A 20,038-nucleotide genomic window follows, 5' to 3' on the forward strand; every position below is an offset into this window, starting at 1 on the left:
CTCGACTACATGAAGGGGTGGGGCACGCGGTGCAGGTCCGCCGGATCGAGGTCGGTGTCGCGCCAACCCGCCTTCCGGAACGCCTCGACCATGCGCGGCATCCGGAGCGCGCGCTGCGTGGACCACCCGAAATCGATGGGGATCAGGCCAGGCACGAGGACGCGAACGGTGTTGATGCCAAGCCGTTCTCCTTCCGGTGTGGTCTGGTCGACGGCGATCACGTCGAAGCCCGCTGCTGCGAGGTGGTCGAGGCAGAACCGGATGTCGGCGGTCAGGTCCGAATTCCGCGGCCGCGTCGCGTGCCAGTCGGCGTAGACCTCGTCGATCGGCCGCCGCACCTCGTTCGAGAGGAGGAAGTCAGCGTGCCGCGACATCTCCGGCAGCCCGAACAGCGCGGCGTGGTCCGCCAGTCCGGTCACCCCTGAGAAGTCCTGCGCCATGGCGCGAATCCGGTCCTGCGCGGCCGCGGTGCGTTCGGAGAGGTCCGCGACGGACGAGGCGACCTCGCGCAACGCCGAGGCCAGGGCGCGTTCCGGGTCGAGATGCGCGGCAGCCGAGATGCTCAGCGCCCCGAGCCGCGCGTGGTCTCGATGCCGCGCCACCGCGACGACCACGGGCAGGTCCAGGTCGATCCGGGCGTCGAAGGTGCGAACTTCGTAGCCGCGGCGGCGAACCCGCTCCAGCAGGCACCGGGTCGCCACGTCCCGGCAGGTATCCGGGTCGATCTCGGGTAGCGGCGCCGCCCCGTACCAGGCCAACAAGAAGGCATCTCGTTCCGCGACCTCGAAGATGCCATGCAGGATCGCTTCTTCCAGGCAGCTCCCGCTGGCGCAGCCGTTCGAGGACTCCTTGACGAAGACGGCGTCGGAGCCGTCGGCCCGGTAGTAGGCAAGCTGCTTGGGAACGAGTACCGGGCGTTCGCCGGTCAGGGAATACCCCCACACCCAGTGGATCTCCAGGTCGGGCCGGTACGGGACGAAAACCTCCCGCGATCCGTGGTGCCAATCTTCGTCGTACAGGCCGCACCGCGCCGGGTCGATCGCCGTGTCCGCCACGTTGGTGTAGCAGTCGTGCACCGCGGTCGGCACGTCACCGCACGCCAAGCCCGCATACCGCTCCACCCCTTCGCACAGGGCGAGGGCAGAACTGTTCTCGTAGCTGTCGGCGTGCCCGCTCCAGTGCACGGGGAACAGATCCCGCGCGTCGCGGACCAGGAAGTGGCCCGTGGCAGGCGCGGTCGTGGTGTGCGAGTGGTCCGGTCGGACCGCCCGGCCCAGCATTCCGCACGCCGGGTTGACCAGCGCGTTCCGGTTTCGCAGCAGATCGCTGGCCGCCACGATCCGGTCGGCGTCGTTCGCCGGTTTCGGCCTGCTCCGCAGCTCGATAACCGATGGACCCGGCTTCGGCGCAGCGGAACACCGGGGGCACGACGGGTCGGCCAGCAGCTCGTGCCGCCGGACCTCGAGCGTGTCGGCCTTGATCTCGTAGACCTCCGACATCTGCAGGCTCTTCGCAACGGACCGCGCGAGCTGCTCGCACATTGCGGAGATCGTTTCCACCAGGAACGGCGTGAGGTACGGGTTCGGTCCGACGGCGTGCACCTCGCGATCGGCCTCCAGAACGTCGCGGAACTCGGCGCTGCGGAGTCTCTGCCACCGGAGCGCGAAGCACTGCCCGCACGGCCCGCCCGTTCCGCGCGGACGGACCACCGGGCCGACGAACACCTCTGCCGGTGTCAGCGAAACCGCTGTGTAGCCTCCCTCTTCGTCCGGCGGCTTCACCATCACCTGGATCGCACCGGAATAGCCGAGGAGCCGGACATGCGGGCGAACCGCGCTCGACGACAGCACCTCCAGCAACGCTGTCTCCAGCCATGCTCGATCTCGTTCGGGATCGTGCGCCTGTCCGGTCAGCATCGGCGCTCTTGATCGCCCAGCAGGACTCGGACGGTCACCAACCCGACATCCCGGATGTCGGGCGGCGTGGTGTCTACGGCGATGGCGTCGAGCCCCTGCACGCGGAGCCGGTCCAGGATCTCCGGCTGCGTTGTCGAATCGCGGGCCGGAGCGGCTTGCGAAGCGACGGCCAGGTCGCGAATGTCGAGATCTGGCAACACCGGATTCCCTCGGTCGACAGGCGGGCCGGATTTCTCGCCGAGGGTTCCTACGACGTCGCGCAACCCCGCAACGACGGCGTCTATTCGCGAGTACCCGACGTCAAGTGTCCACATCGGACGATCGTTCTCGTCGTCGGCCACCACGACGCATGCGAAGGCTGGGGCGGAACCCGGCAGGTCGAGCACGCGGATCGTACGCGGGAACTGGCGAGCAACGCGCACCAGGAAACCCAGGTCGTCATCGTCGCCGCTGAGCTCGACTTCCCCGGCGGGCTGCTCGCCGCGAAGGGCAGCACGCAGGCCGGCGAAACCCAGGGCTGACAAGAGGCCCGCCGCCGCCGCTTCGTCGAACGAGGCACCGCAGGCAGCACCCGCCGATGTCCGCTCGACCGACATCGCGTGATTGCGCCGGCTCAGCGGATACGCCGCCGCGACCGGCAGCCAGCACGATCTGCCGTCCACCATCGACTGCCCCGGCACCCGTCGGCCGTCGCCTTCCGACGAGAATCCACTGTAGATGGATAATTGGCGTGCGGAGATGCATTCGAATTGTTCCGCCGAAGGGACGAAGTCCGTTCTCCCCCGGCCCGCAACTTCTTCGGCGTAACAGCTCACGGCTATCCGGATGGCCCGATCACGTGCGCTTTCCAGCGTGTCGAGGTCGAACGCCGTGATCTCCCGGTGCCCAGTGTTGGGGCCGTCCACGGACGTGAGCACGACACGTCCGGTCCGCACGGGCGACTGCGCCAGCGCCGCGTCCCGGTAGCAACTCAGGATTCCGCCGTGCTCACCGAACAGCGCGTCGATGTTCGGGTCCGTCGATTCGACGGATTCCTTGCCCTCCCGTCCCGGATCGCAGGATCGGCAGAGCGGGTGCGGCAGCAGGACTTCGCGCTCGGATTCCGCAGTGTCCAGGTTCTGGACGGTGATCGCGCGCTCGGTCTCCGGCCGGAAGACACCGGTGCGGAGCCGGAAAACGTCGAAGGCCAGCATCGAACCCAACATCCGGGCGAGGTGGGGTGGGCAGCTCTCCGCACCGCATCGCCCGCCGAGCGCTGCTGCGCGCCATAGCTCAACACTGTCCGCGGGCGATCGTGCACTGGACTGCCGCAGGAGCGCGCACCGCCAACACGGCTCCGCGCCTGGCCTCACCCAGGGACCGGCCACGGCTCGAGTGCCGAGGACCAGCAGCGGCAGCAGCATCGGACCGCCACCGAGCGCGATCTCGTTGATGCGCAGGAGCTCCCGGACGTCAGCCCCGGCACCGATGATCAGATCGTACTCAGCGAGCTCGTCGGGATCGAGTTCGTCCTGCGACCTTTCCCGCACGGCACAGGAACATCCGCTCTCTCGCAGCTGCTCGGCCTCTGCGGTGAGCTCGCCCAGCGCACCGGTGCTGGGCCCGCAAGGGCCGATGTCGACGTGCGCCGCGCCGTTGCGCAGCAGGCCCACACCCGTTGCGGATACGAGGCCCGCGGCACCGATGAGGAGGATCCGGGACTCGCGAAAGGCGTTGAAATTCGCTTCCCCCGGGTGCGCGAAATGCGCCACGTAGTCGATCTGCCGCCCGAACGCCGCCCGCACCTCGGGAGATATCTGCGCGGCATCCGCGGCCCGCTCATCGTGCACGTAACCGCGCTCGGCGAGCACCTTGATCAGGTTGACGAGCGTCGTCCGGTGACGGTCGGGAAGATCGGACGACAGTTGCTCAACCGTGTGCTCACCGGTCAACCGCGGCGCCAGCAACGCCATCCAGCGATACACCGAGCGGCCCTTGAGGACGAACTGGTCACCCGGTCGTTGCAGGTAGATCCCATCGTCGGATTCGGCGAAGATGACATCTTGCCGCAGCCGCGGTCGCAGACCGGACCATGCATCCCCTCTGGACGATTCCGCGCTGCCCGCCTCCGGTGTCGATTCCTCGTTCATCCGGCGACTCCCCAGTCGAGCAGTTGATCTTCACCCGCCTGGGGCAGTCTAACGTGGACGTCAACAAAAGCAACCATTGCGAGCGGTTCGACGCCGCGGCCCGCAGCCGGCCGACGCGACCCTTGAGCGGGTTGCGGACCTGAACCGCGCGGAGCGACGCCGGTCGAGCGTCCGGCGGCTGGCTGCGGTCTTCACTCGTGCTCGGTCACCTTTCCCTACCGCGAATTGCCCTGAGATCGCGCTCGGCCTTGGCCAGGAGCTCCTGCATGGCGAGTGTCGCGGCCTCCGGGTCTTGACCGGCCACTGCGCGAAACACCGCGCGGTGGCTCGGTACCGGGTCGTCCCGGCGGTACCGGTGCACCAGCAGATCGCGCTCGACCATCCCGGGGTTCCATCAACATCTGGATCCGCACGAACATCTCGTTGCCGATGGCGGCGAGCAGCGCGGTGGAAGTCGAGATCGGCGTGCGCCGATGCCTCCGCGTCCACCCCCGCGTTCGCCATCGCCTCCAATGCCCTCTCCAGCGCGTCGAGGTCGTCGGCGCTACGGCGCCGTGCCACCTGTGGGGTTCCAGAAGTTGGCACGCGGGTCCGACCTGCGGCTATCGCTGCGCTCGCCGGGCAGGGCGTGATCGCGAACCGTGTCCCTGCGTCTGGTTTATCTGATCTTCATACGGCTTGTGGGCTGGCTGGTGTTGCTCGGCCGCTCGTCGGCGTCGAACTGCTGGTGCTGCGTCACGAGGTGGCCGTGCTGCGCAGAACCAACCCGAAACCCCGGATGGACTGGGCCGACCGGACGGTCTTCGCCGCGCCAATACGGCTATTGCCGAAGGTGCTGCGGGCGAACCCGTTGGTCACGCCAGGCACGGTCCTGCGCCGGCATCGTCGCCTGCTTGCCAGGAAGTGGAATATCCACACCGCATCGGCCGCCCGCCCGTCGATGACGATGTCGCCGTGTTGATCGAGCGCATGGCCAAGGAGAATCACACCTGGGGATACCAGAGGATCCAGGGTGAGCTACTCAAGCTCGGCTATCGAGTGAGCGCCTCGACGATCCACCGCGTTCTCAACCGATTGCGCATCCCTCCAGCGCCACTCCGACACACTGATACGACCTGGCGGCAGTTCCTGCGCATGCAGGCCTCGACCATGCCGACGAGCGACTTCTTTCACGTGGACTGCGCGGTCACCCTCAAACGGGTCTACGTGTTCTTCGTGATGGAGGTCGGCAGCCGTGTGTGCACCTGCTGGGCACGACCACAAACCCAGACGGGGCGTGGACCACTCAGCAGGTCCGCAACCTGCTGATGGACCTCGGCGATGACATCACCGACGTCCGATTCCTCGTCCGGGACCGAGCCGGCCAGTTCACCACGTCGTTCGATGCGGTCCTTGCTGATGTAGGTATCCGCGTCGTCAAGACTCCCCCACGCTGCCCGCGGGCGAACCGTTTTGCTGAACGGTTCGTGCGCACTGTCCGACCCGAACTCACCGACCGCCTGTTGATCTTTGGTGAACGGCACCTGCGTGCAGTGCTTACGGAGTACATCCGACACTACAACGGGCGCCGGCCGCACCGTGCCCGCGAGCTTCGGCCACCACGGCCGAGTTACCCAGTTGCAGACCTCGACAGTGAGCGGATCAAACGTCGACCGGTGCTTGGCGGTTTGATCAACGAGTACGAGCGCATAGCTTAACGTCGCAGGTCAGGCATAGGGAGCTGATTTCTGGAACCCCACAGGCTCATCACCGACGGGATACCCGAAGTCGCACAAGCACGGCGCCTGGGCCACCGCCTCGCCGACAAGGTCAGAGACGTCTACTCCCACGTCGCGCCCGAAATCGAGACACAACTCCTCAACGCCCTCCAACACCGCTGGGAGACCTCAGCAACACCACCGAACACCCCCACCCCACTTACCCCACAACACGCCGGAAAACACCGCGCGACCAGCTATCAGCACGCCCTACCGCGACCCCTTGACCAGCGGTAAAAACCCACCACCACCAGCGCCGGCAACGCCGTCACACAACCCCGCCCCCACCCGAGCGCAACCAACCCAGCCGCAACCAGCGACACCCGAACTGACCTGCGATAACAGCAAACTCGTGATCCACAAACCACAAAAGACGGATCTCACACCCGGTCAACTTGAGCCCGCCGGGGCGCGACCCCCTCCCACCCCGCACAACATCGCGACTCCCAAAATCCTCCCAAAAACCAGTTCACCAGCCACAATGGACGATCAACAAAAGATCCACGCCACAATACAAAAAGACCCGCTGACCTGCACTTATGTGCCGATCAGCGGGCTCTCTTCACGGTCGGGCTGACAGGATTTGAACCTGCGACCCCTTGACCCCCAGTCAAGTGCGCTACCAAGCTGCGCTACAGCCCGTTCTTCTGTTTTTGCCCCTCTCGGGGTGCGTCGTTAGCTTACCGCACCTCCGGATGGGCGATCATCGGGGCCCTCCGGTTGCCGTTTTTGCTGTTCAGGGCTTCGCCAGGCCGTCACCGCCGCCGTGAGCGACGTCGTCCAGGCCGCCAGGATCCGGGCTCCCTCCTCCCCCGTCGCCCCTGCCGGGTCGCCCAGGACTCCGTTGGTCGTGGCCGCCCGGAGCCCTCCGGCACGGAGCGTGTCGATCAGGTTCGGTAGCGGCGTCGTGTTGCCCCGCTCCGCTCTGGCCAGGTGCACCGCCTGCGGGCGCAGCGCCAGCATCACCGAGGTCTCGGTTCGGCCCGCGTGGGTGTCGTCCGGCCTTCCCGTCGGCGCCCAGGCGAGCACCCGGCGGCCTTCCGCTCGCAGCGTCCCCACCGCTCTGCGGACCGGTTCGGCATTGCCGCCGTGGGCCGACACCAGCACCACTCCCGCGAACGCGTCCGCTGAACGGACCAGTTCCACCAGCAGGTGCTCGACCGCTTCCTGACCGATCGACAGCGTGCCCGGGAAGCCCGCGTGCTCGCCGCTGGAGCCGTAGGTCACCGCCGGTGCCACCACGACCTGGCTCTGCTCCGCCAGCCGGGCGCAGAGCGCCTCCGCGATCTCGGTGTCGACGGTGAACGGCAGGTGCGGGCCGTGTTGTTCCGTCGCGCCGACCGGGACCGCGAGGATGCTCCGCGCGGCGATCGAGGCGACCTCCGGCCAGGTCAGGTCCATCAGGGCAGTCATCGCGACACCTGGACGCTGCTGCGGCCGCCGCGATCCGTCAGGAATGGCAGCAGCGATGCGGGGCTGCGGGTGCGCAGGGCGCCGCGCGCGACACCGCAGCCGTACGCCAGGTCGTCCGCCGTACGCGCCAGGCACCAGCGGATCGGGTCGAGCGGGGGCCTCTTGCGCGCCCAGTCGAGCAGGTTCCTGAGCAGCACCAGCGCCAGCACCGCCCGGCCGCGACGGCTGAGCAGCAGCAGCGGGATCGCCACCGGCGCCCAGGCTCGTCCGATCGCGTCGGCGAAGACTCGGCCGGCGCCGAGATTTCCCCGTGCTGCCAGGCGAATTGCCTCGTGGGTCGGGATTCCCAGCTTGCCGAGCTTTCGGGTCAGCAGGGCCGCCGCGGCGCCTACCACGGCCAGCCCTGCTCCCGATCTGCCCGCGAGGATCAACGCCCAGGCCACCGCGCTCCACAGCGATGCCCGCACCGGGGCGACCGCATCACCGTGCCGCTGCGCCAGGGGGCCCGCCGAGGTTCCGTAGTCGAATCGCTGCCGCAGCAGGGCCGTCCACCGCGGGCGCGGCGCGTGTTCGACGACGGCTGCCGGTTCGTAGCGGACCAGGTGTTCCGCGGCGATCAGGCGCCAGATCAGGTCGACGTCCTCGCCGAAGCGCATTTCCTCGTCGAAGCCGTCGAGCTCGTGCAGCGCCGACGTGCGGACCACCAGGGCCGCCGTGGGGACGTAGCTGATCCTGCTGCCTGGTTGGACCAGGCCAGGTTGGTCGCCGAGGTCGAGCGGCGACTGGGTGCTCTCGTAGCGGGCCAGCGCCGTTTTTCCCGGTGTGCTGCGGATTCTCGGTGCCACGGCCGCGACCGCCGGGTCTTCGAAGTGGCGGAGCAGCGGTTCGAGCCAGCCCGGTTCGGGGATCGTATCGGCGTCCAGGAACGCCACGAGCGGCGTGCGGGCCAGCCGCCACCCGGCGTTGCGGGCCGCCGCTGGGCCCCGGGCGGTTTCGTGGCGGATCGCGGCTCCCGGGATCGGCTGCCGGGAGCCGTCATCGACGACGATGGCGGGCGCGTCGAGCGCCGCGATCAGCCCGGACACGTCGCCGTCGCGCACCGGGATCACGACGGTCACATCGCTCGGGCCGTGCTGGGCCTGGTCGTAGCTCGGGTACATCATTCCCGCCCGGACGAGCCGCTGCGCCAAGGCCGCTCCGGCGGTCACCGGCTCGCCCGCGATCCAGCCGTCGACCATCGCCGCGCCGGCGGCGGTCAGCCGCAGCACCCGGAACGGCGATCCGCCGGCGAGCGTTCGCCCGCTGTCCCAGCGGCGCAGACCGGGGTCGGGCGCGAGTCTGGGCGTCATGCCGTGAATCCTCCGTCGGCGTGCACGACGGTTCCCGTGACGGCCGAGGCTCCTTCGCCGCACAGCCAGCACACCGCCGCCGCCACCTCGTCCGGCTCCAGCAGGCGTTCGACCAGCTGGTGCCGGCTGAACTCCTCGACGTCCGGCAGGTCGTAGTAGGCCGCGGTGGCGGTGAGCATGTCCGTGCGGGTCGATCCCGGCGAGACCGCCGTCGCCGTGATCCCGGTGCCGCGGAGGTCGGTGGCGAGGCCGCGGATCAGGCCGACCACCGCGTGCTTGGCCGCGTTGTACCCGGCGAGGTGGTAGAGGCCGCGGTGCGCCGCCGAGGAGGCCAGGGCGACGAACCGGCCGGATCGGGGTTCGGGTCGTTGCAGCAGCAGCGGGACCGCGGCGCGGGCCAGGTTCGCCACGCCGCGGACGCCGACGTCGAACAGGGCGTCCCACTCGTCGTTCGAGGTCTCCCACAGCGGCCGCCCGCCTGCCATGACGGCGGCCGCCGCCACCGCCGCGTCCAGGCCGCCGAACTCGGCTTCCGCCACCGCGACGGCTCGCCGCACCGCGGCCTCGTCGCGGACGTCGGCCACGACGTCGCGCACGGACTCCGGCCACTCCTCCGCCAGCGCCCGGAGCTGTTCCCGGGTGCCCAGCGGGTATCCGGTCCCGGGGATGTCCGCGCAGATGTCGGCGGCGACCACGCGCCAGCCGTCCGCGGCGAGCCGTCGCACGACCGCCGCGCCGATTCCACGTGCTGCGCCCGTGACCACCGCGACCCTGCTCATGGCGTCTCTCCCGTGATGTATCCGTGGCGCTTCAGGTAACCCAGCAGTTCGCCGGCCGCTTCGGCGGCCGGCAGCGGGCCGATGACCGTCGGTGGCGTGCGGTCCTGCAGCGCGCCGGTCAGTTCGAGCATCCGGTCGTGCGCCGTCGTTCCCGCCGGGGCGGTCAACTCCCGCGCTCGTGGGCGGAGCGGGCGGGCCGAGACCACGCGTCGTGGCCGCTGCGGCTCGGCCGCGATCGTGCGGATCGTCGCCTTCTGGGCCGCCAGCACGGCAGGCAGGCTCGCTCGGCGGAGGCGCACACCGGCGGCTTCGACCGAGACGACCGCGGGTGTGGGCAGCCGCAGGACCTCCCGGCTGCCGCCGTCGAGCCTGCGGTGCGCCAGCAGCGATTCGCCGTCGGTTTCGAGCTTGACGACGCCGAGCGCCTGCGCGGCACCGCGCCGGGCGGCGAGGAACGCGGGCGTCGTTCCGGTTCCGCCGTCGTCCGATCTGTCGCCGCACAGCACGAGATCCGGTTCCGCGACCGCCGTCGCGATCGCCTTGGCCGTGTCCGCTCCATTGTGGACGAGGTAGCCGGGCTCCAGCTGGTCGTCCCGCGCTACGCGGATCGCCTCGTGCGCGCCCGCCGCCAGCGCTGCGCGCAGGCCCTCCTCGGCCGCTGGGGGCCCGACGGTCACCGCCAGGACCCGGCCGTCGAGTTCTTCGGCGAGCCGGAGGCCGTGCTCCAGCGCCGCGTGTTCGGCGGCGTTGCCGCCCCGGTCTCCGGCGTCGAGCTCACCGGTGAGCGGATCCACCCGGACCCGCCGCCAGGACCAGCTCAGCGCCACGACGATCTGCGGTCCCATGTCAGCCCTTCCGGAAGACCACGCCGTGCCCGCCGTCCGGGTAGGTCCAGGTGATGGCGCCGGCGGAGTTGCAGATCTGGTAGCAGGTGCCGCATTCGAAGCACTGCTCGTAGTTGAACAGGATGCCGCCGTCGCCGGTGGGCACGAACAGCTTCGCCGGGCAGGCGTGCACGCACGCCTTGGTGGTGCACGACCGGCAGATCTCGGTGTCCACGGTGATGTGCGGGCGCTCGCCGACCTGGAAGTCGACGGTGCCCATCCGGTCCTCGAAGGACACTTCCGGGTACTGGCGCATTGTCGCTGCTTCCTACTTATTGATCAAAGTTGATCACCAGTTGGATGCTTCGCTCTCCGCTCGCAGGCTGGAGTCCGGGATCGGCAGTCTGATCCGGTCGGCGATCGGCCCGTTGCTGCACGATGCTCTTCACCCGCTGATATGCGGTGTGCGGGGCGATGTCGGGGTCACCCACTCTGTGCAGGACGTTGATCGCTGCCGCGTGGTCTGCCTGCCACACCACCCCGCACCGCGTGCAGTGAAGCCGATCCCCGGCACGGTGCCCGAGGACGCCGCAGCAGGGAGCGACTTGTGAGGTGTAGGCCGCGTTGACCAGCGTGAGCGCAGAACCTCTGCGCTCCGACACGCTCGCGAGCGCCTCAGCGGTGACCCCCTTGGTCCACGCCGCCAAGCGCCGGTTGACATTCCGGCCACGCCGAGCGTGACCGGTGAACGTTTTGGTGAGGTCTTCAGCCGCGATCAACACGGCGTTGTCTACAACAGCATGCACCGCACGAAACGTGGTGGTGCGCACTGTCCGCTGCCAGCGGCACGAACGCCGGTCCCGCTTGATGATGCCGAGGTTGTTGCGGACAATCCGGTCGGCTTTGGTGTGATCACCTGCTTCGCGAGCCTTCTCCGCTACTGACCGGATCTTCGCTCGACGTGCGTTCTTCGTCTTCCGGTGGTCCGACTCGGACACCAGGAGCACACCCAGCTCTGTGCCGTGGTGCTGTCCATCGGAATCAGTGAGCACTTCGGTGTAGCCCTTGTCCACGCCGATCTCACGGTCACCGGGCGGGCGTGCGGAGGACTTCATCGTGTCCGAGTCGATCTGGTAATGCACCTCGACACGGCCGCCGCGCAGGATCAGCCGCAGCGTCCCGAACGGTGCCACCGTGGTGTTCAGCGGAATACGCACTAGCTGGCGGCGCTGCAAACCCGGCACAGCGAGCCAGACATCGCCGTCTTCGGTCAAGGTGAACGTGCGGTACTGGTCGCTGCGCACCACGATCTGGTTGTGAGTGCGGTTGCGGCCACGCTTCCAATGTTTCCGCATCTGCCGTGACAGAAACGAATCCTCAGCCCACGCGTCGCGTTTAAGCGCGGTGTACATCCGCTTCTGTTCTGCCTGGTCCGAGGTTCGCCGACGGATCGCTTTGCGGACGGCTGCTTTCGCGGCAGCCCGGTTCGCGGTGATGTCGGCGACCGCGTCCCGAACCGTTTCCTTCCACGCATTCGCCAACACACCGAACAACTCGGCCGTACCGTCAACCATCCACTGGTCACGGATCTTGCGGTCAGACAATCCTGCGCCGTTGACCGAGCCGTAGCGCTGCCACGTCTCGCCGCGGACACGCCCCAACCGGAGAGCCTGCTCCGCGAGCTGCGCGTACTTGCCAGCGTTGAGATCCTGCGAGTATGCGATCCTGGTGACCTTCACCAGACCCTCCGGTAGCAACCGACGGTCTTGCGTCCCGTTTCGTTGAAACTCGGCTGCAGAACGTTCCACATGTCGGCATCGGTGAAGTACCAACGTCCGGCAGGGCCAGACCGAACGGTGACGCGTCCTTTTCGCTCCTGCAGGCGCGCAGTGCCAGCCGAGCGTCCTACCGTTCGCACGAATTCGCCAGTGGGGTACGTCCCGACCATCATTGCCAATGATAGTCAACAGTGAACAAGAAACACACACCAGGCCGCCTCTCCTTCAGCCGAAGACGCGGAGGCCTGCCCAGGCGTCCGCGGCGAGTTGCCGCAGCCGGACGCCGTGCTTGGCGGCCGTGCGCCGGAACAGCTTGCCGAGGCCGGATTTCGGTTCCGGGTTGCGGACGGTGAAGACCTCCTGCGCGAAGTCGCAGAGCAGCCGCGGGTACTGGCGCTGGACCCGGTCGGAGAGGACCAGGTGCGGGGCGCCCTGCAGGTTCTTGTGGTCGGTCAGCACGAAGTTGCCCTCCAGCCGCTTGCGGTAGCCGGCGAGCCGGGTGGGGTCGCCCGCTGCGATGGCTTCGGCGGCCGTGCGGCCCGCCGCCAGGCCGGAGCCGATGGCGAAGTTGACTCCTTCCAGCCAGATCCCGGCCGCCAGGCACATCGCGGCCGCGTCGCCGGCGACCAGCAGGCCGTCGGCCTGCAGCGGCGGCATGCTGCGGTAGCCGCCTTCCGGGATCAGGTGCGCGGAGTACTCCTTCAGCTCCGCGCCCCGCAGGTAGGGCGCGATCGCCGGGTGCGCTTTGAGGTCCGCGAGGACCTCCTCGGGACGCCGTCCGGAAGCAGCCAGGCCGGTCAGCGACAGCACCACGCCGATGCTGACCGTGTCGCGGTTGGTGTAGAGGAAGCCGCCGCCGGGGATGTCGCCGGTGCAGCCGAGGATCTCGAAGTCCGCGCCTTCGTCGCCGCTGAGCCCGAAGCGCTCCTCGATCGCCCTGCGCGGCAGGGAGAGGGTTTCCTTCACGCCGAGGGTCTGGTGCTCGGGGTCCGTCCGGGGCAGCAGGCCCGCCTGCTTCGCGAGGAACGAGTTGACGCCGTCGCAGGCGATCACGAGTTGCGCCCGGATGTCGCCGTCGGGCCGGTCCGTGCGGACGCCGATCACGCGCCCGGCGGCGTCGCGCAGCAGCTCGGTCGCGACCGTGGAGGTCACCAGCTGCGCACCGGCCGCCACCGCCTTGCCCGCGAGCCACGCGTCGAAGTCCGCGCGGTAGGTGGTCATGCCGTTGTACGGCGCGCTCCCCCAGTCCTCGGTGCGGAAGTCGACGGTGAGGGCCTGGGTCGGGGTCATCATCATGGTGCTGCGGCGGGTGACCCAGCGCTGCACCGGGGCCTCTTCCCACCACCGGGGCAGGACTTCGTCGAGCACCCGGCCGTAGACGACGCCGCCGTAGACGTTCTTCGCGCCGGGGAACGGCCCCCGCTCCAGGAGGATCACGCTGCGCCCGGCCCGCGCCAGCTCCAGCGCCGCGGACGCGCCGGCCGGGCCCGCCCCGACCACCACGGCATCCACTTCGGAGTGTTCAGGCATCGGCGGCTCCGTTCAGTCGGCGCGCCAGTTCGCGCAGGACCTCGGGCGCGTCGGCGACGATGCCCAGGTCGGCCAGCGCGGTCATCGGGCAGGACGGGTCGGTGTTCACGCTGATCACGTGCGCCGGGCGGCCCAGGCCGCCGACGTGCTGCGTCGCGCCGGAGACGCCGAAGGCGACGTAGAGGTCGGGGTCGACGACGACGCCCGTGGTGCCGATCTGGCGGTCGTGACCCGCCCAGCCGGCGTCGGTGATCACCCGGGTGGCACCGGCGGAGGCACCCAGGGCAGCGGCCACGCCGGTCAGGGTCCGCATCACCGCCGAGCCGTCCTCGCCGGGGCGCACCAGCCCGGCCCCGCCGCCGAGGATCCGCTTGGCTTCGGCGAGTTCGACCGTTTCGGGTTCCGGTTCCAGGATCTCGACGACCTCGGCGTCGAGCACCGCGGGCAGGATGACGGTCAGCTCGACCGGCTCCGGTGCGGGCACCGGCTGCGGCGTGCCGCGCACGCCCGGGATCAAGGTGACCACGGCCGGTTCGCCGAGCGCGACCCGGACCTCCAGCGAATCGTCCAACCTGGACAGATCGGCGTGCTCCGGCGTGCACCGGGTGGCACCGGCGAACAGGGGCCGTTCGCTCTGGAAGGCCAGGCGAGCGGCGATGTCGCGCCCGTCCGGCGAGGCCGGTAGCACCACGACGGGGACCTCGGCGATCAGCGGCGCCAGCACCGCGGCCAGCGCGCCCGGCGCGATCACCGGGACTTCCGCCGCCCAGATGCGCCGGGCCGCGGTGAAGGCGCGAGCCGCTTCCCGCGTGCCGGTGCCCACGACGAGGACCGCGCCGCCGCATTCGGCCGCGGCCTCGTCGGCGCCGCCGGGCAGCACACCGCCGCGGGCGATGACGACCGCGAGCATCTCCGGACGTCCGTTCACAGGCCCACCGCCACTCGATGTCCTTCGACGACCGCGGCGTGCGCGCGGCGCGGCGCGATGCAGTCGCCGACCCGGTGCACCGCGAACGGGGATTCCCTGAGCTCGTGCCACAACGCGTCTTCCGGAGCCTGGTGCGTCGCGCACACGACCCAGTCGAAGCGGGCTTCGGCCATTTCCCCGGTGGTGTGCTTGAGGATCTGCAGCACGACGCCGTCCGGTTCGGCCGCTGCCGACATCACGACCTCGTCGGTGGCCTGCTCGATGCCCTTCGCGTGCGCCCGGACGTTGAAGGTCTCCATGTCCAGCGTCACGCCGAGGTCTTGGCAGACCACCATGCCCGGCGTGGAGATGCGCACCCGGCAGCCCCGGTCGGCCAGGAGTTCGGCGATCGAGGACGCCTGGTGGAAGCCGAGCTCGTCGACGACCAGCACGTCGCCTTCCGGTGCCGCGCGGCCCTCCAGCACGTCGCGGACGTCGACGACCCGGTCGAGGCCGCCGGCCCAGTGCACCGGCTGGGGCCGGGCTCCGGTCGCGAGCACGACCACGTCCGGGTGCTCGTCGCGCAGCATCTCGGCGGTCGCCGCGACGCCGGTCTTGACGTCGACGCCGTGGCGTTCGCATTCCGCGCGCAGATTCCGGACCACGTCGAGGAATTCCGCGCGGCTGGGCACCGTGGCGGCGACCGCGACCTGCCCGCCGGTCGCCTGCTCCCGCTCGAACAGGGTCACGTGGTGGCCGCGTTCCGCCGCGGTCGACGCCGCTTGCAGGCCCGCCGGGCCGCCGCCGACGATCAGCACCCGCTTGCGGGCCCGGGGCAGCGGCAGCGCCACCGCCTCGCGGCCGGTCCGCGGGTTCTCGATGCAGCCCAGCCAGCGGTTCAGGCCCATCCGGCCGACGCATTCCTGGTTGCAGGACAGGCAGGTCCGGATGTCGCCGCCGTGCCCGGAGCGGGCCTTGGCCGCGAAGTCCGGGTCGGCGATCTGGCCGCGCACGACGCCGACGAGGTCGCAGTGGCCCTCCTCCAGCGCCCGTTCGGCCTGCAGCGGGTCCTTGATCCGCCCGACGCCGACCACCGGCAGGCGCACGGCCCGGCGGATCGCGTTGGAGATGAACAGCGCGTAGCCCGGCGGGATCGCCATCGACGCCTCGATCATGTAGAGCGTCGAGGTCGCCACGCCGATGGAGGTGTTGATGTAGTCGACCTTGCCGGTGGCCTCCACCATCCGCGCGACCTCGACCGCCTCGTCGATGGTGGTGCCGCCCTCGATCAGCTCGTCGCCGCACAGCCGCACGCCCAGCGCCCGCTCCGGGCCGAGCGCCTCGCGCACCGCGTCGATGATCTCCAGCAGGATGCGGGCCCGCCCGGCCAGCGATCCGCCGTAGGAGTCGGTGCGCTTGTTCGTGGCGGGGGAAAGGAAACCGCGCACGATGGACGAGTGCGAGCACTGCAGCTCGACGCCGTCGAACCCGCCCTCGGCGCAGTGCCCGGCGACGGTGCCGTAGCCGGCCACGACCTCGGCGATCTCGCGGGTGTCGATCGCCTTGGGCACCTCCCGGAACATCGGGTCCGGCACCGCGGACGGCGCCCACACCGGCAGGCGGGAGTACATCGACGACGCCTGCCCGCCGTTGTGGTTGAGCTGGGCGAAGATCGGCACGCCGTGGGCGTGGACCGCCTCGGTGATCCGCCGGTACCCGGGCACGACCGACCGGTGGAAGCCGTGGATCAGCTTCTCGTACGGCCAGTCCGTCGGGTGCGTCGAATGTTCTTCGGTGATCACCAGGCCCGCGCCGCCGGCGGCCCGGGCGGCGTAGTAGGCGGCGTGCTGCTCGCTGGGCAGGCCGTTCTCGGCGTAGTTCGTCAGGTGCGCGGAGAACACGATGCGGTTGCGCACGGTCACCGGGCCGATCCGCAGCGGGGAGAACAGGTAGCGGGTCATCGCGCGCCTCCCCCGACCAGCGCGGTGATCTCGCGCGCCGCGCGGCGGCCTTCGAGGATCGCTTCGTGGATCGTCCTGGGTGCCACGCAGTCGCCCGCCCGCGGCCATCCGGCCAGGTCGGGATTGGGCAGCCTGTGTCCACAGTGGACGACAGAGGCGCAGGGCAGGGTCCGGCGCTGGGCGGTGAAGGTGTCCTCCAGGACCACGTGGCCGGGGTGCACTTCCCGCAGCAGCGAACGCTTCTCCAGCCGCACCCCGGCGCGCTGCAGCCGGCCGTTGGCGTCCGCCAGGTCGCCGGTGAGGGCCAGCTGCGTGCCCACGACCTGGTCCTGCGTGACGATCACCGCGTCCCGCCCCTGCCCGGCCAGCAGCTCGGCGACCCCGACGCCGACGGCGTCCCCGACCGGGTCGGACACCACCACCGGCCCGTCCGGCACGGCGTGGTGTTCGAGCAGGTCGGCGACGTCGATGACCAGGCCGCCGCGGGTCTCGTACGCGCGCGGCCCCGGGACCGAGCCGATCGCCACCAGCACGTCCCGCCTGGTGCCGATCAGGTCCGCCTCGGTGACCTCGGTGCCGAGCGTGACGCGCACGCCGAGCCGTCGCACCTCTGCCTCCAGCCAGTCGACGATCCGGCGCAGCCGACCGCGCCCGCCGACCTCGGCGGCCCACAGCGCGGCGCCGCCGAGCCGGTCGTCCTTCTCGACGATCTCGACCTCGTGCCCGCCCTCGGCCAGCACCCGCGCGGCTTCCAGACCGGCCGGGCCGCCGCCGACGACCAGCACCTCCCGCCGGGTCGTGAGTGCGAAACCGGCCTCCAGCCCGGTTTCGCACTCGCGCCCACTCTCGTGCCCGCTGAACGGCTCGCCGATGCACGAGACGATCGGGTTCCGGTTGTCCCGGACGCGGCACTTCTGGTTGCACAGCACGCACGGCCGGATCCGCTCCGGATGACCGGCCCGGACCAGCTCGACCAGTCGCGGCTCGGCGATCTGGGCGCGCGTCATCTCGACGAGGTCCGCGACGCCGTCGTCCAGCGCCTGCTGCGCCTGCTCCGGTTCGACGATGCTGCCCTGCAGCGCCACCAGTGGTCGTGAGCGCTCGTTCCGGTTCTTGCTCACGACCTCGCGGACCTGCCTGCAGAGGTCGGCGTTGAAGCCGGGCTCGGTGTGCAGGTCGGGCCGCGTCGCCGACGTCCCCATCGCGGAACCGCGCACCACCACGAGGTAGTCGATCCGGTCCGCCACGGCTTCGACGATCCCGGCGGCCTGCTCCGGGGTGATTCCCGCCCAGGGCGCCAGTTCGTCGCAGGAAAGCCGCAGCCCCACCACGCGGTCGCCGACCGCGCGACGTACCGCATCCAGAACATCGCGCAGCAGCAGGGTTTTGTCCTCGCCGTAGGCGTCCGCGCGCTGGTTGGTGAGCCCCGACAGGAACTGGCGGAGCAGCGAGTACTGACCGGCTTCGATCTCGACACCGTGCATCCCGGCCCGCACGGCCGATTCCGCCGCAGCGGCGAAACCCGCGACGAGTTCGTCGATTTCGCCCCGCTCCAGCTCCATCGGCAGCTCGCGGCTGGCCACGTCCGGCACCCGGGACGGCGCCCACAGCGCGTTCTGCGAGAACGCAGAAGACCCCTGCGAGCCCGCGTGCCCGAGGCCGGCGAGCACCACCGCGCCGTACGGCCGGCAGGCGTCGGCCACAGCCGTCCAGCCTGCGCCGCACCCCGTGGCGAGTGGAGCGCGCTCGTAGGGCCAGTCGGAGGCGTGCACGCTGGCCGTCTCGGTGACGATCACGCCCGCGCCGCCGGCCGCCCGCGCCGCGTAGTAGGCCACGTGCCGGTCGGAAATGCCGCGACCACGGCCCAGATTCGTCTCGTGCGGCCCGAACAGGACCCGCGACGGCGCGGTCACCGCGCCCAGCCGGACGCCGTCGGCCAGCTTCACAACTGGCTCGCCAGAGGGCTGGAGTCGCACGGCTTGGCGGGCATCGAAGGCATGCCCAGCCGGACCTTCCGCGAGGATCGCGAGTGGTCCTGCGATGCCTTCGGCAGTCCGGAACGGTCCACAACGGACAGAGCCGCCTGCCCGTGGCCCTTCACGCACTCCGGATCGGGGCCGTCCAGCGGCAGGCCGGTGAAGAACTTCGCCGCCATGCAGCCGCCCTGGCAGGCGTCGAACGCCGAGCAAGACCGGCACGCACCCCCGGACTGCGGCTGCCGCAATTCGGTGAACAGCTCCGATTCCCGCCACACGCGGTCGAATCCGCCGGTCTCGCGGACGTTGCCCGCCTTGAACGCGTCGTGGATCGCGAACGGGCACGCGTAGACGTCGCCCACCGGGTCGATCAGGCACACGACGCGGCCCGCGCCGCACAGGTTCAGCCCCGGCAGGGGCGTGGCGCCCAGCGCGTTCAGGTGGAAGAAGGAGTCGCCGGTGAGCACCTGCTCGCCGTGCTCGACCAGCCACGAGTAGATCTCGTGCTGCTGCGCGTCGGTCGGGTGCAGCTCGTCCCACACGTCCGCCCCGCGGCCCGACGGGCGCAGCCGCGTGATCCGCAACTGGGCGCCGAACCGGTCCGCGATCGCCTTGAAGTCGTCCAGCTGCGGCACGTTCTGCCGGGTCATCACCACCGAGATCTTGAAGTCCTTCATCCCGGCGGCGGACAGGTTCTCCAGCGCGCGCATCGCCATGTCGAACGAACCCGGGCCGCGCACGGCGTCGTTCACCTCGCGCGTCGCGCCGTCCAGGGAGATCTGCACGTCCACGTAGTCGGTGGCCGCCAGCTGCGCGGCGCGCTTGCGGTCGATGCGCAGGCCGTTGGTGGAGAACTTGACGCCCACCTGGTGCTCGATGGCGTAGTCCAGCAGCTCCCAGAAGTCCGGGCGCACGGTCGGCTCGCCGCCGCCGACGTTGACGTAGAACACCTGCATCCGCTGCAGCTCGTCGATCACGGCCTTCATCTCGGCCGTGCTCAGCTCGCGCGGATCGCGCCGCCCGGACGACGAAAGGCAGTGCTCGCAGGCCAGGTTGCAGGCGTAGGTCCACTCCCAGGTCAGGCAGATCGGGGCGGCCAGCCCGCCCTTGAACTGCTCCACCAGCGAGGGAACGGGCGCCGGTTCGACAGCAGTCACCTTCGACTCCACTCGTTCGGGCAGCACCGGCGCTTTCGCGCGAAACCGGCGCCTTCGGTGCGGGGCCGCGGCGTTTTCGCGCGAAACCGCCGCCGGGCTCAGCGGGGGTGAATCATGTCGGTGGCCGCCAGCGAGGCCAGCGCCCGCCGGAACGACGCGCGGCGCGCCTCCGGGACGGCCAGCAGCGCGTCCTCGACGGTGGCGTGGTCACCGAGGCCCCGCACGAGGTCCACCAGCTCGGGAACTTTCAGGAACGACAGCTTGCGGTTGCCGAAGTGGTACGCGAGCGCCCCGAACGGCTCGGGGCGCAACGCGACCTGCGGATTCAACCGGTAGCCCTGGCTCGTGTCGAACTCCGCCGCGGTGGTCATCAGTAGACCCCGCACATCCCGTCGATCGAGACCTCTTCGACCAGCAGTTCCTCTTCGACCACCGGTTCGGCGGCGGCGGTGCCCAAATCGTGCTGTTCGTCAGCCATGCGATGCTCCTCGTCGAGCGGGCCGACCGAGGTCGGCCACCGGCCACTTGTCGGCCACCGTATTTGCACCGAGTGCATTTTGGA

At 70.1% G+C, this 20,038-nt stretch carries 20 protein-coding genes and 1 tRNA gene; 3 read left to right on the forward strand and 18 right to left on the reverse strand.

What is annotated here, in order from left to right; translation table 11 throughout:
- Window positions 1-5: 5 nt before the first annotated feature.
- From AC07EQ_RS09070 to AC07EQ_RS09080, 3 genes are all read right to left on the reverse strand, one after another.
- Complete coding sequence (locus AC07EQ_RS09070) at window positions 6-1,916, reverse strand: TOMM precursor leader peptide-binding protein (RefSeq protein ID WP_478387483.1); 1,911 nt, start codon at window positions 1,914-1,916, stop codon at window positions 6-8.
- Window positions 1,910-4,045 carry a TOMM precursor leader peptide-binding protein gene (locus AC07EQ_RS09075; RefSeq protein WP_478387484.1) on the reverse strand — a complete coding sequence of 712 codons (2,136 nt, stop codon included), beginning with the start codon at window positions 4,043-4,045 and terminating at the stop codon, window positions 1,910-1,912. Before AC07EQ_RS09075 ends, AC07EQ_RS09070 begins: the two co-directional genes overlap by 7 nt.
- Before the next feature lie 205 nt (window positions 4,046-4,250).
- Window positions 4,251-4,427: a hypothetical protein gene (locus AC07EQ_RS09080; protein ID WP_478387485.1), complete on the reverse strand. Its 177-nt coding sequence runs from the start codon at window positions 4,425-4,427 to the stop codon at window positions 4,251-4,253.
- A gap of 246 nt (window positions 4,428-4,673) precedes the next feature.
- On the opposite strand from AC07EQ_RS09080, the gene AC07EQ_RS09085 reads away from it, so the two are divergent.
- Both AC07EQ_RS09085 and AC07EQ_RS09090 read left to right on the forward strand, forming a co-directional pair.
- On the forward strand, window positions 4,674-5,006 hold the full coding sequence (locus AC07EQ_RS09085; RefSeq protein ID WP_478387486.1) for a hypothetical protein: 333 nt from the start codon (window positions 4,674-4,676) through the stop codon (window positions 5,004-5,006).
- Between the two features lie 8 nt (window positions 5,007-5,014).
- Complete coding sequence (locus AC07EQ_RS09090; RefSeq protein WP_478387727.1) at window positions 5,015-5,353, forward strand: hypothetical protein; 339 nt, start codon at window positions 5,015-5,017, stop codon at window positions 5,351-5,353.
- On the opposite strand, the gene AC07EQ_RS09095 is transcribed toward AC07EQ_RS09090, so the two are convergent.
- Window positions 5,248-5,568, reverse strand: coding sequence for a hypothetical protein (locus AC07EQ_RS09095; protein WP_478387742.1), 321 nt, complete (start codon window positions 5,566-5,568; stop codon window positions 5,248-5,250). The genes AC07EQ_RS09090 and AC07EQ_RS09095 overlap by 106 nt on opposite strands.
- Here AC07EQ_RS09095 and AC07EQ_RS09100 point away from each other — a divergent pair.
- Window positions 5,452-5,742 carry an integrase core domain-containing protein gene (locus AC07EQ_RS09100; RefSeq protein WP_478387728.1) on the forward strand — a complete coding sequence of 97 codons (291 nt, stop codon included), beginning with the start codon at window positions 5,452-5,454 and terminating at the stop codon, window positions 5,740-5,742. The genes AC07EQ_RS09095 and AC07EQ_RS09100 overlap by 117 nt on opposite strands.
- Before the next feature lie 628 nt (window positions 5,743-6,370).
- Here the strand turns inward: AC07EQ_RS09100 and AC07EQ_RS09105 are convergent.
- From AC07EQ_RS09105 to mftA, 14 genes are all read right to left on the reverse strand, one after another.
- Window positions 6,371-6,444: transfer RNA gene (locus AC07EQ_RS09105), tRNA-Pro, on the reverse strand.
- Between the two features lie 33 nt (window positions 6,445-6,477).
- Entirely contained in the window at window positions 6,478-7,215 is a 738-nt protein-coding gene (mftE, locus tag AC07EQ_RS09110; protein ID WP_478387487.1) for a mycofactocin biosynthesis peptidyl-dipeptidase MftE, read from the reverse strand.
- Window positions 7,212-8,564: a mycofactocin biosynthesis glycosyltransferase MftF gene (gene mftF / locus AC07EQ_RS09115; RefSeq protein ID WP_478387488.1), complete on the reverse strand. Its 1,353-nt coding sequence runs from the start codon at window positions 8,562-8,564 to the stop codon at window positions 7,212-7,214. The genes mftE and mftF overlap by 4 nt, the downstream gene beginning before the upstream one ends.
- On the reverse strand, window positions 8,561-9,343 hold the full coding sequence (locus AC07EQ_RS09120; RefSeq protein WP_478387489.1) for a mycofactocin-coupled SDR family oxidoreductase: 783 nt from the start codon (window positions 9,341-9,343) through the stop codon (window positions 8,561-8,563). Before AC07EQ_RS09120 ends, mftF begins: the two co-directional genes overlap by 4 nt.
- A complete protein-coding gene (locus AC07EQ_RS09125) occupies window positions 9,340-10,188 on the reverse strand; it encodes a mycofactocin-associated electron transfer flavoprotein beta subunit (protein ID WP_478387490.1) in 849 nt (282 codons plus the stop codon). The genes AC07EQ_RS09120 and AC07EQ_RS09125 overlap by 4 nt, the downstream gene beginning before the upstream one ends.
- Before the next feature lies 1 nt (window position 10,189).
- Window positions 10,190-10,483 carry a ferredoxin family protein gene (locus AC07EQ_RS09130; protein ID WP_478387491.1) on the reverse strand — a complete coding sequence of 98 codons (294 nt, stop codon included), beginning with the start codon at window positions 10,481-10,483 and terminating at the stop codon, window positions 10,190-10,192.
- A gap of 16 nt (window positions 10,484-10,499) precedes the next feature.
- Window positions 10,500-11,906, reverse strand: a complete 1,407-nt coding sequence (locus AC07EQ_RS09135) for a zinc ribbon domain-containing protein (protein WP_478387492.1) — start codon at window positions 11,904-11,906, stop codon at window positions 10,500-10,502.
- Window positions 11,907-12,170: 264 nt separating this feature from the next.
- Entirely contained in the window at window positions 12,171-13,475 is a 1,305-nt protein-coding gene (locus AC07EQ_RS09140; protein WP_478387493.1) for an FAD-dependent oxidoreductase, read from the reverse strand.
- Window positions 13,468-14,403 (reverse strand): mycofactocin-associated electron transfer flavoprotein alpha subunit, encoded by a 936-nt coding sequence (locus tag AC07EQ_RS09145; RefSeq protein WP_478387494.1) that lies wholly within the window; start codon window positions 14,401-14,403, stop codon window positions 13,468-13,470. Before AC07EQ_RS09145 ends, AC07EQ_RS09140 begins: the two co-directional genes overlap by 8 nt.
- Window positions 14,400-16,343: a mycofactocin system FadH/OYE family oxidoreductase 2 gene (locus AC07EQ_RS09150; RefSeq protein WP_478387495.1), complete on the reverse strand. Its 1,944-nt coding sequence runs from the start codon at window positions 16,341-16,343 to the stop codon at window positions 14,400-14,402. The genes AC07EQ_RS09145 and AC07EQ_RS09150 overlap by 4 nt, the downstream gene beginning before the upstream one ends.
- On the reverse strand, window positions 16,340-18,289 hold the full coding sequence (locus AC07EQ_RS09155) for a mycofactocin system FadH/OYE family oxidoreductase 1 (protein ID WP_478387496.1): 1,950 nt from the start codon (window positions 18,287-18,289) through the stop codon (window positions 16,340-16,342). Before AC07EQ_RS09155 ends, AC07EQ_RS09150 begins: the two co-directional genes overlap by 4 nt.
- Complete coding sequence (gene mftC / locus AC07EQ_RS09160) at window positions 18,286-19,476, reverse strand: mycofactocin radical SAM maturase (RefSeq protein WP_478387497.1); 1,191 nt, start codon at window positions 19,474-19,476, stop codon at window positions 18,286-18,288. Before mftC ends, AC07EQ_RS09155 begins: the two co-directional genes overlap by 4 nt.
- 98 nt (window positions 19,477-19,574) lie before the next feature.
- Window positions 19,575-19,847, reverse strand: a complete 273-nt coding sequence (gene mftB / locus AC07EQ_RS09165) for a mycofactocin biosynthesis chaperone MftB (RefSeq protein WP_358385930.1) — start codon at window positions 19,845-19,847, stop codon at window positions 19,575-19,577.
- Complete coding sequence (gene mftA / locus AC07EQ_RS09170) at window positions 19,847-19,954, reverse strand: mycofactocin precursor MftA (protein WP_132494008.1); 108 nt, start codon at window positions 19,952-19,954, stop codon at window positions 19,847-19,849. The genes mftB and mftA overlap by 1 nt, the downstream gene beginning before the upstream one ends.
- Between the last annotated feature and the right edge of the window lie 84 nt (window positions 19,955-20,038).

The organism is Saccharopolyspora sp. NPDC045839, assembly GCF_056431645.1.

What these genes read in the sequence shown, in the direction of transcription:
- AC07EQ_RS09120 (WP_478387489.1), bottom strand. Translation starts at nt 9,343, where the DNA reads ATGAGCAGGGTCGCGGTGGTCACGGGCGCAGCACGTGGAATCGGCGCG.
- AC07EQ_RS09125 (WP_478387490.1), bottom strand. Translation starts at nt 10,188, where the DNA reads ATGGGACCGCAGATCGTCGTGGCGCTGAGCTGGTCCTGGCGGCGGGTC.
- mftB (WP_358385930.1), bottom strand. Translation starts at nt 19,847, where the DNA reads ATGACCACCGCGGCGGAGTTCGACACGAGCCAGGGCTACCGGTTGAAT.
- mftE (WP_478387487.1), bottom strand. Translation starts at nt 7,215, where the DNA reads ATGACTGCCCTGATGGACCTGACCTGGCCGGAGGTCGCCTCGATCGCC.
- AC07EQ_RS09080 (WP_478387485.1), bottom strand. Translation starts at nt 4,427, where the DNA reads ATGGTCGAGCGCGATCTGCTGGTGCACCGGTACCGCCGGGACGACCCG.
- AC07EQ_RS09070 (WP_478387483.1), bottom strand. Translation starts at nt 1,916, where the DNA reads ATGCTGACCGGACAGGCGCACGATCCCGAACGAGATCGAGCATGGCTG.
- AC07EQ_RS09150 (WP_478387495.1), bottom strand. Translation starts at nt 16,343, where the DNA reads ATGACCCGCTACCTGTTCTCCCCGCTGCGGATCGGCCCGGTGACCGTG.
- mftF (WP_478387488.1), bottom strand. Translation starts at nt 8,564, where the DNA reads ATGACGCCCAGACTCGCGCCCGACCCCGGTCTGCGCCGCTGGGACAGC.
- mftA (WP_132494008.1), bottom strand. Translation starts at nt 19,954, where the DNA reads ATGGCTGACGAACAGCACGATTTGGGCACCGCCGCCGCCGAACCGGTG.
- AC07EQ_RS09090 (WP_478387727.1), top strand. Translation starts at nt 5,015, where the DNA reads ATGGCCAAGGAGAATCACACCTGGGGATACCAGAGGATCCAGGGTGAG.
- AC07EQ_RS09130 (WP_478387491.1), bottom strand. Translation starts at nt 10,483, where the DNA reads ATGCGCCAGTACCCGGAAGTGTCCTTCGAGGACCGGATGGGCACCGTC.
- AC07EQ_RS09140 (WP_478387493.1), bottom strand. Translation starts at nt 13,475, where the DNA reads ATGCCTGAACACTCCGAAGTGGATGCCGTGGTGGTCGGGGCGGGCCCG.
- AC07EQ_RS09075 (WP_478387484.1), bottom strand. Translation starts at nt 4,045, where the DNA reads ATGAACGAGGAATCGACACCGGAGGCGGGCAGCGCGGAATCGTCCAGA.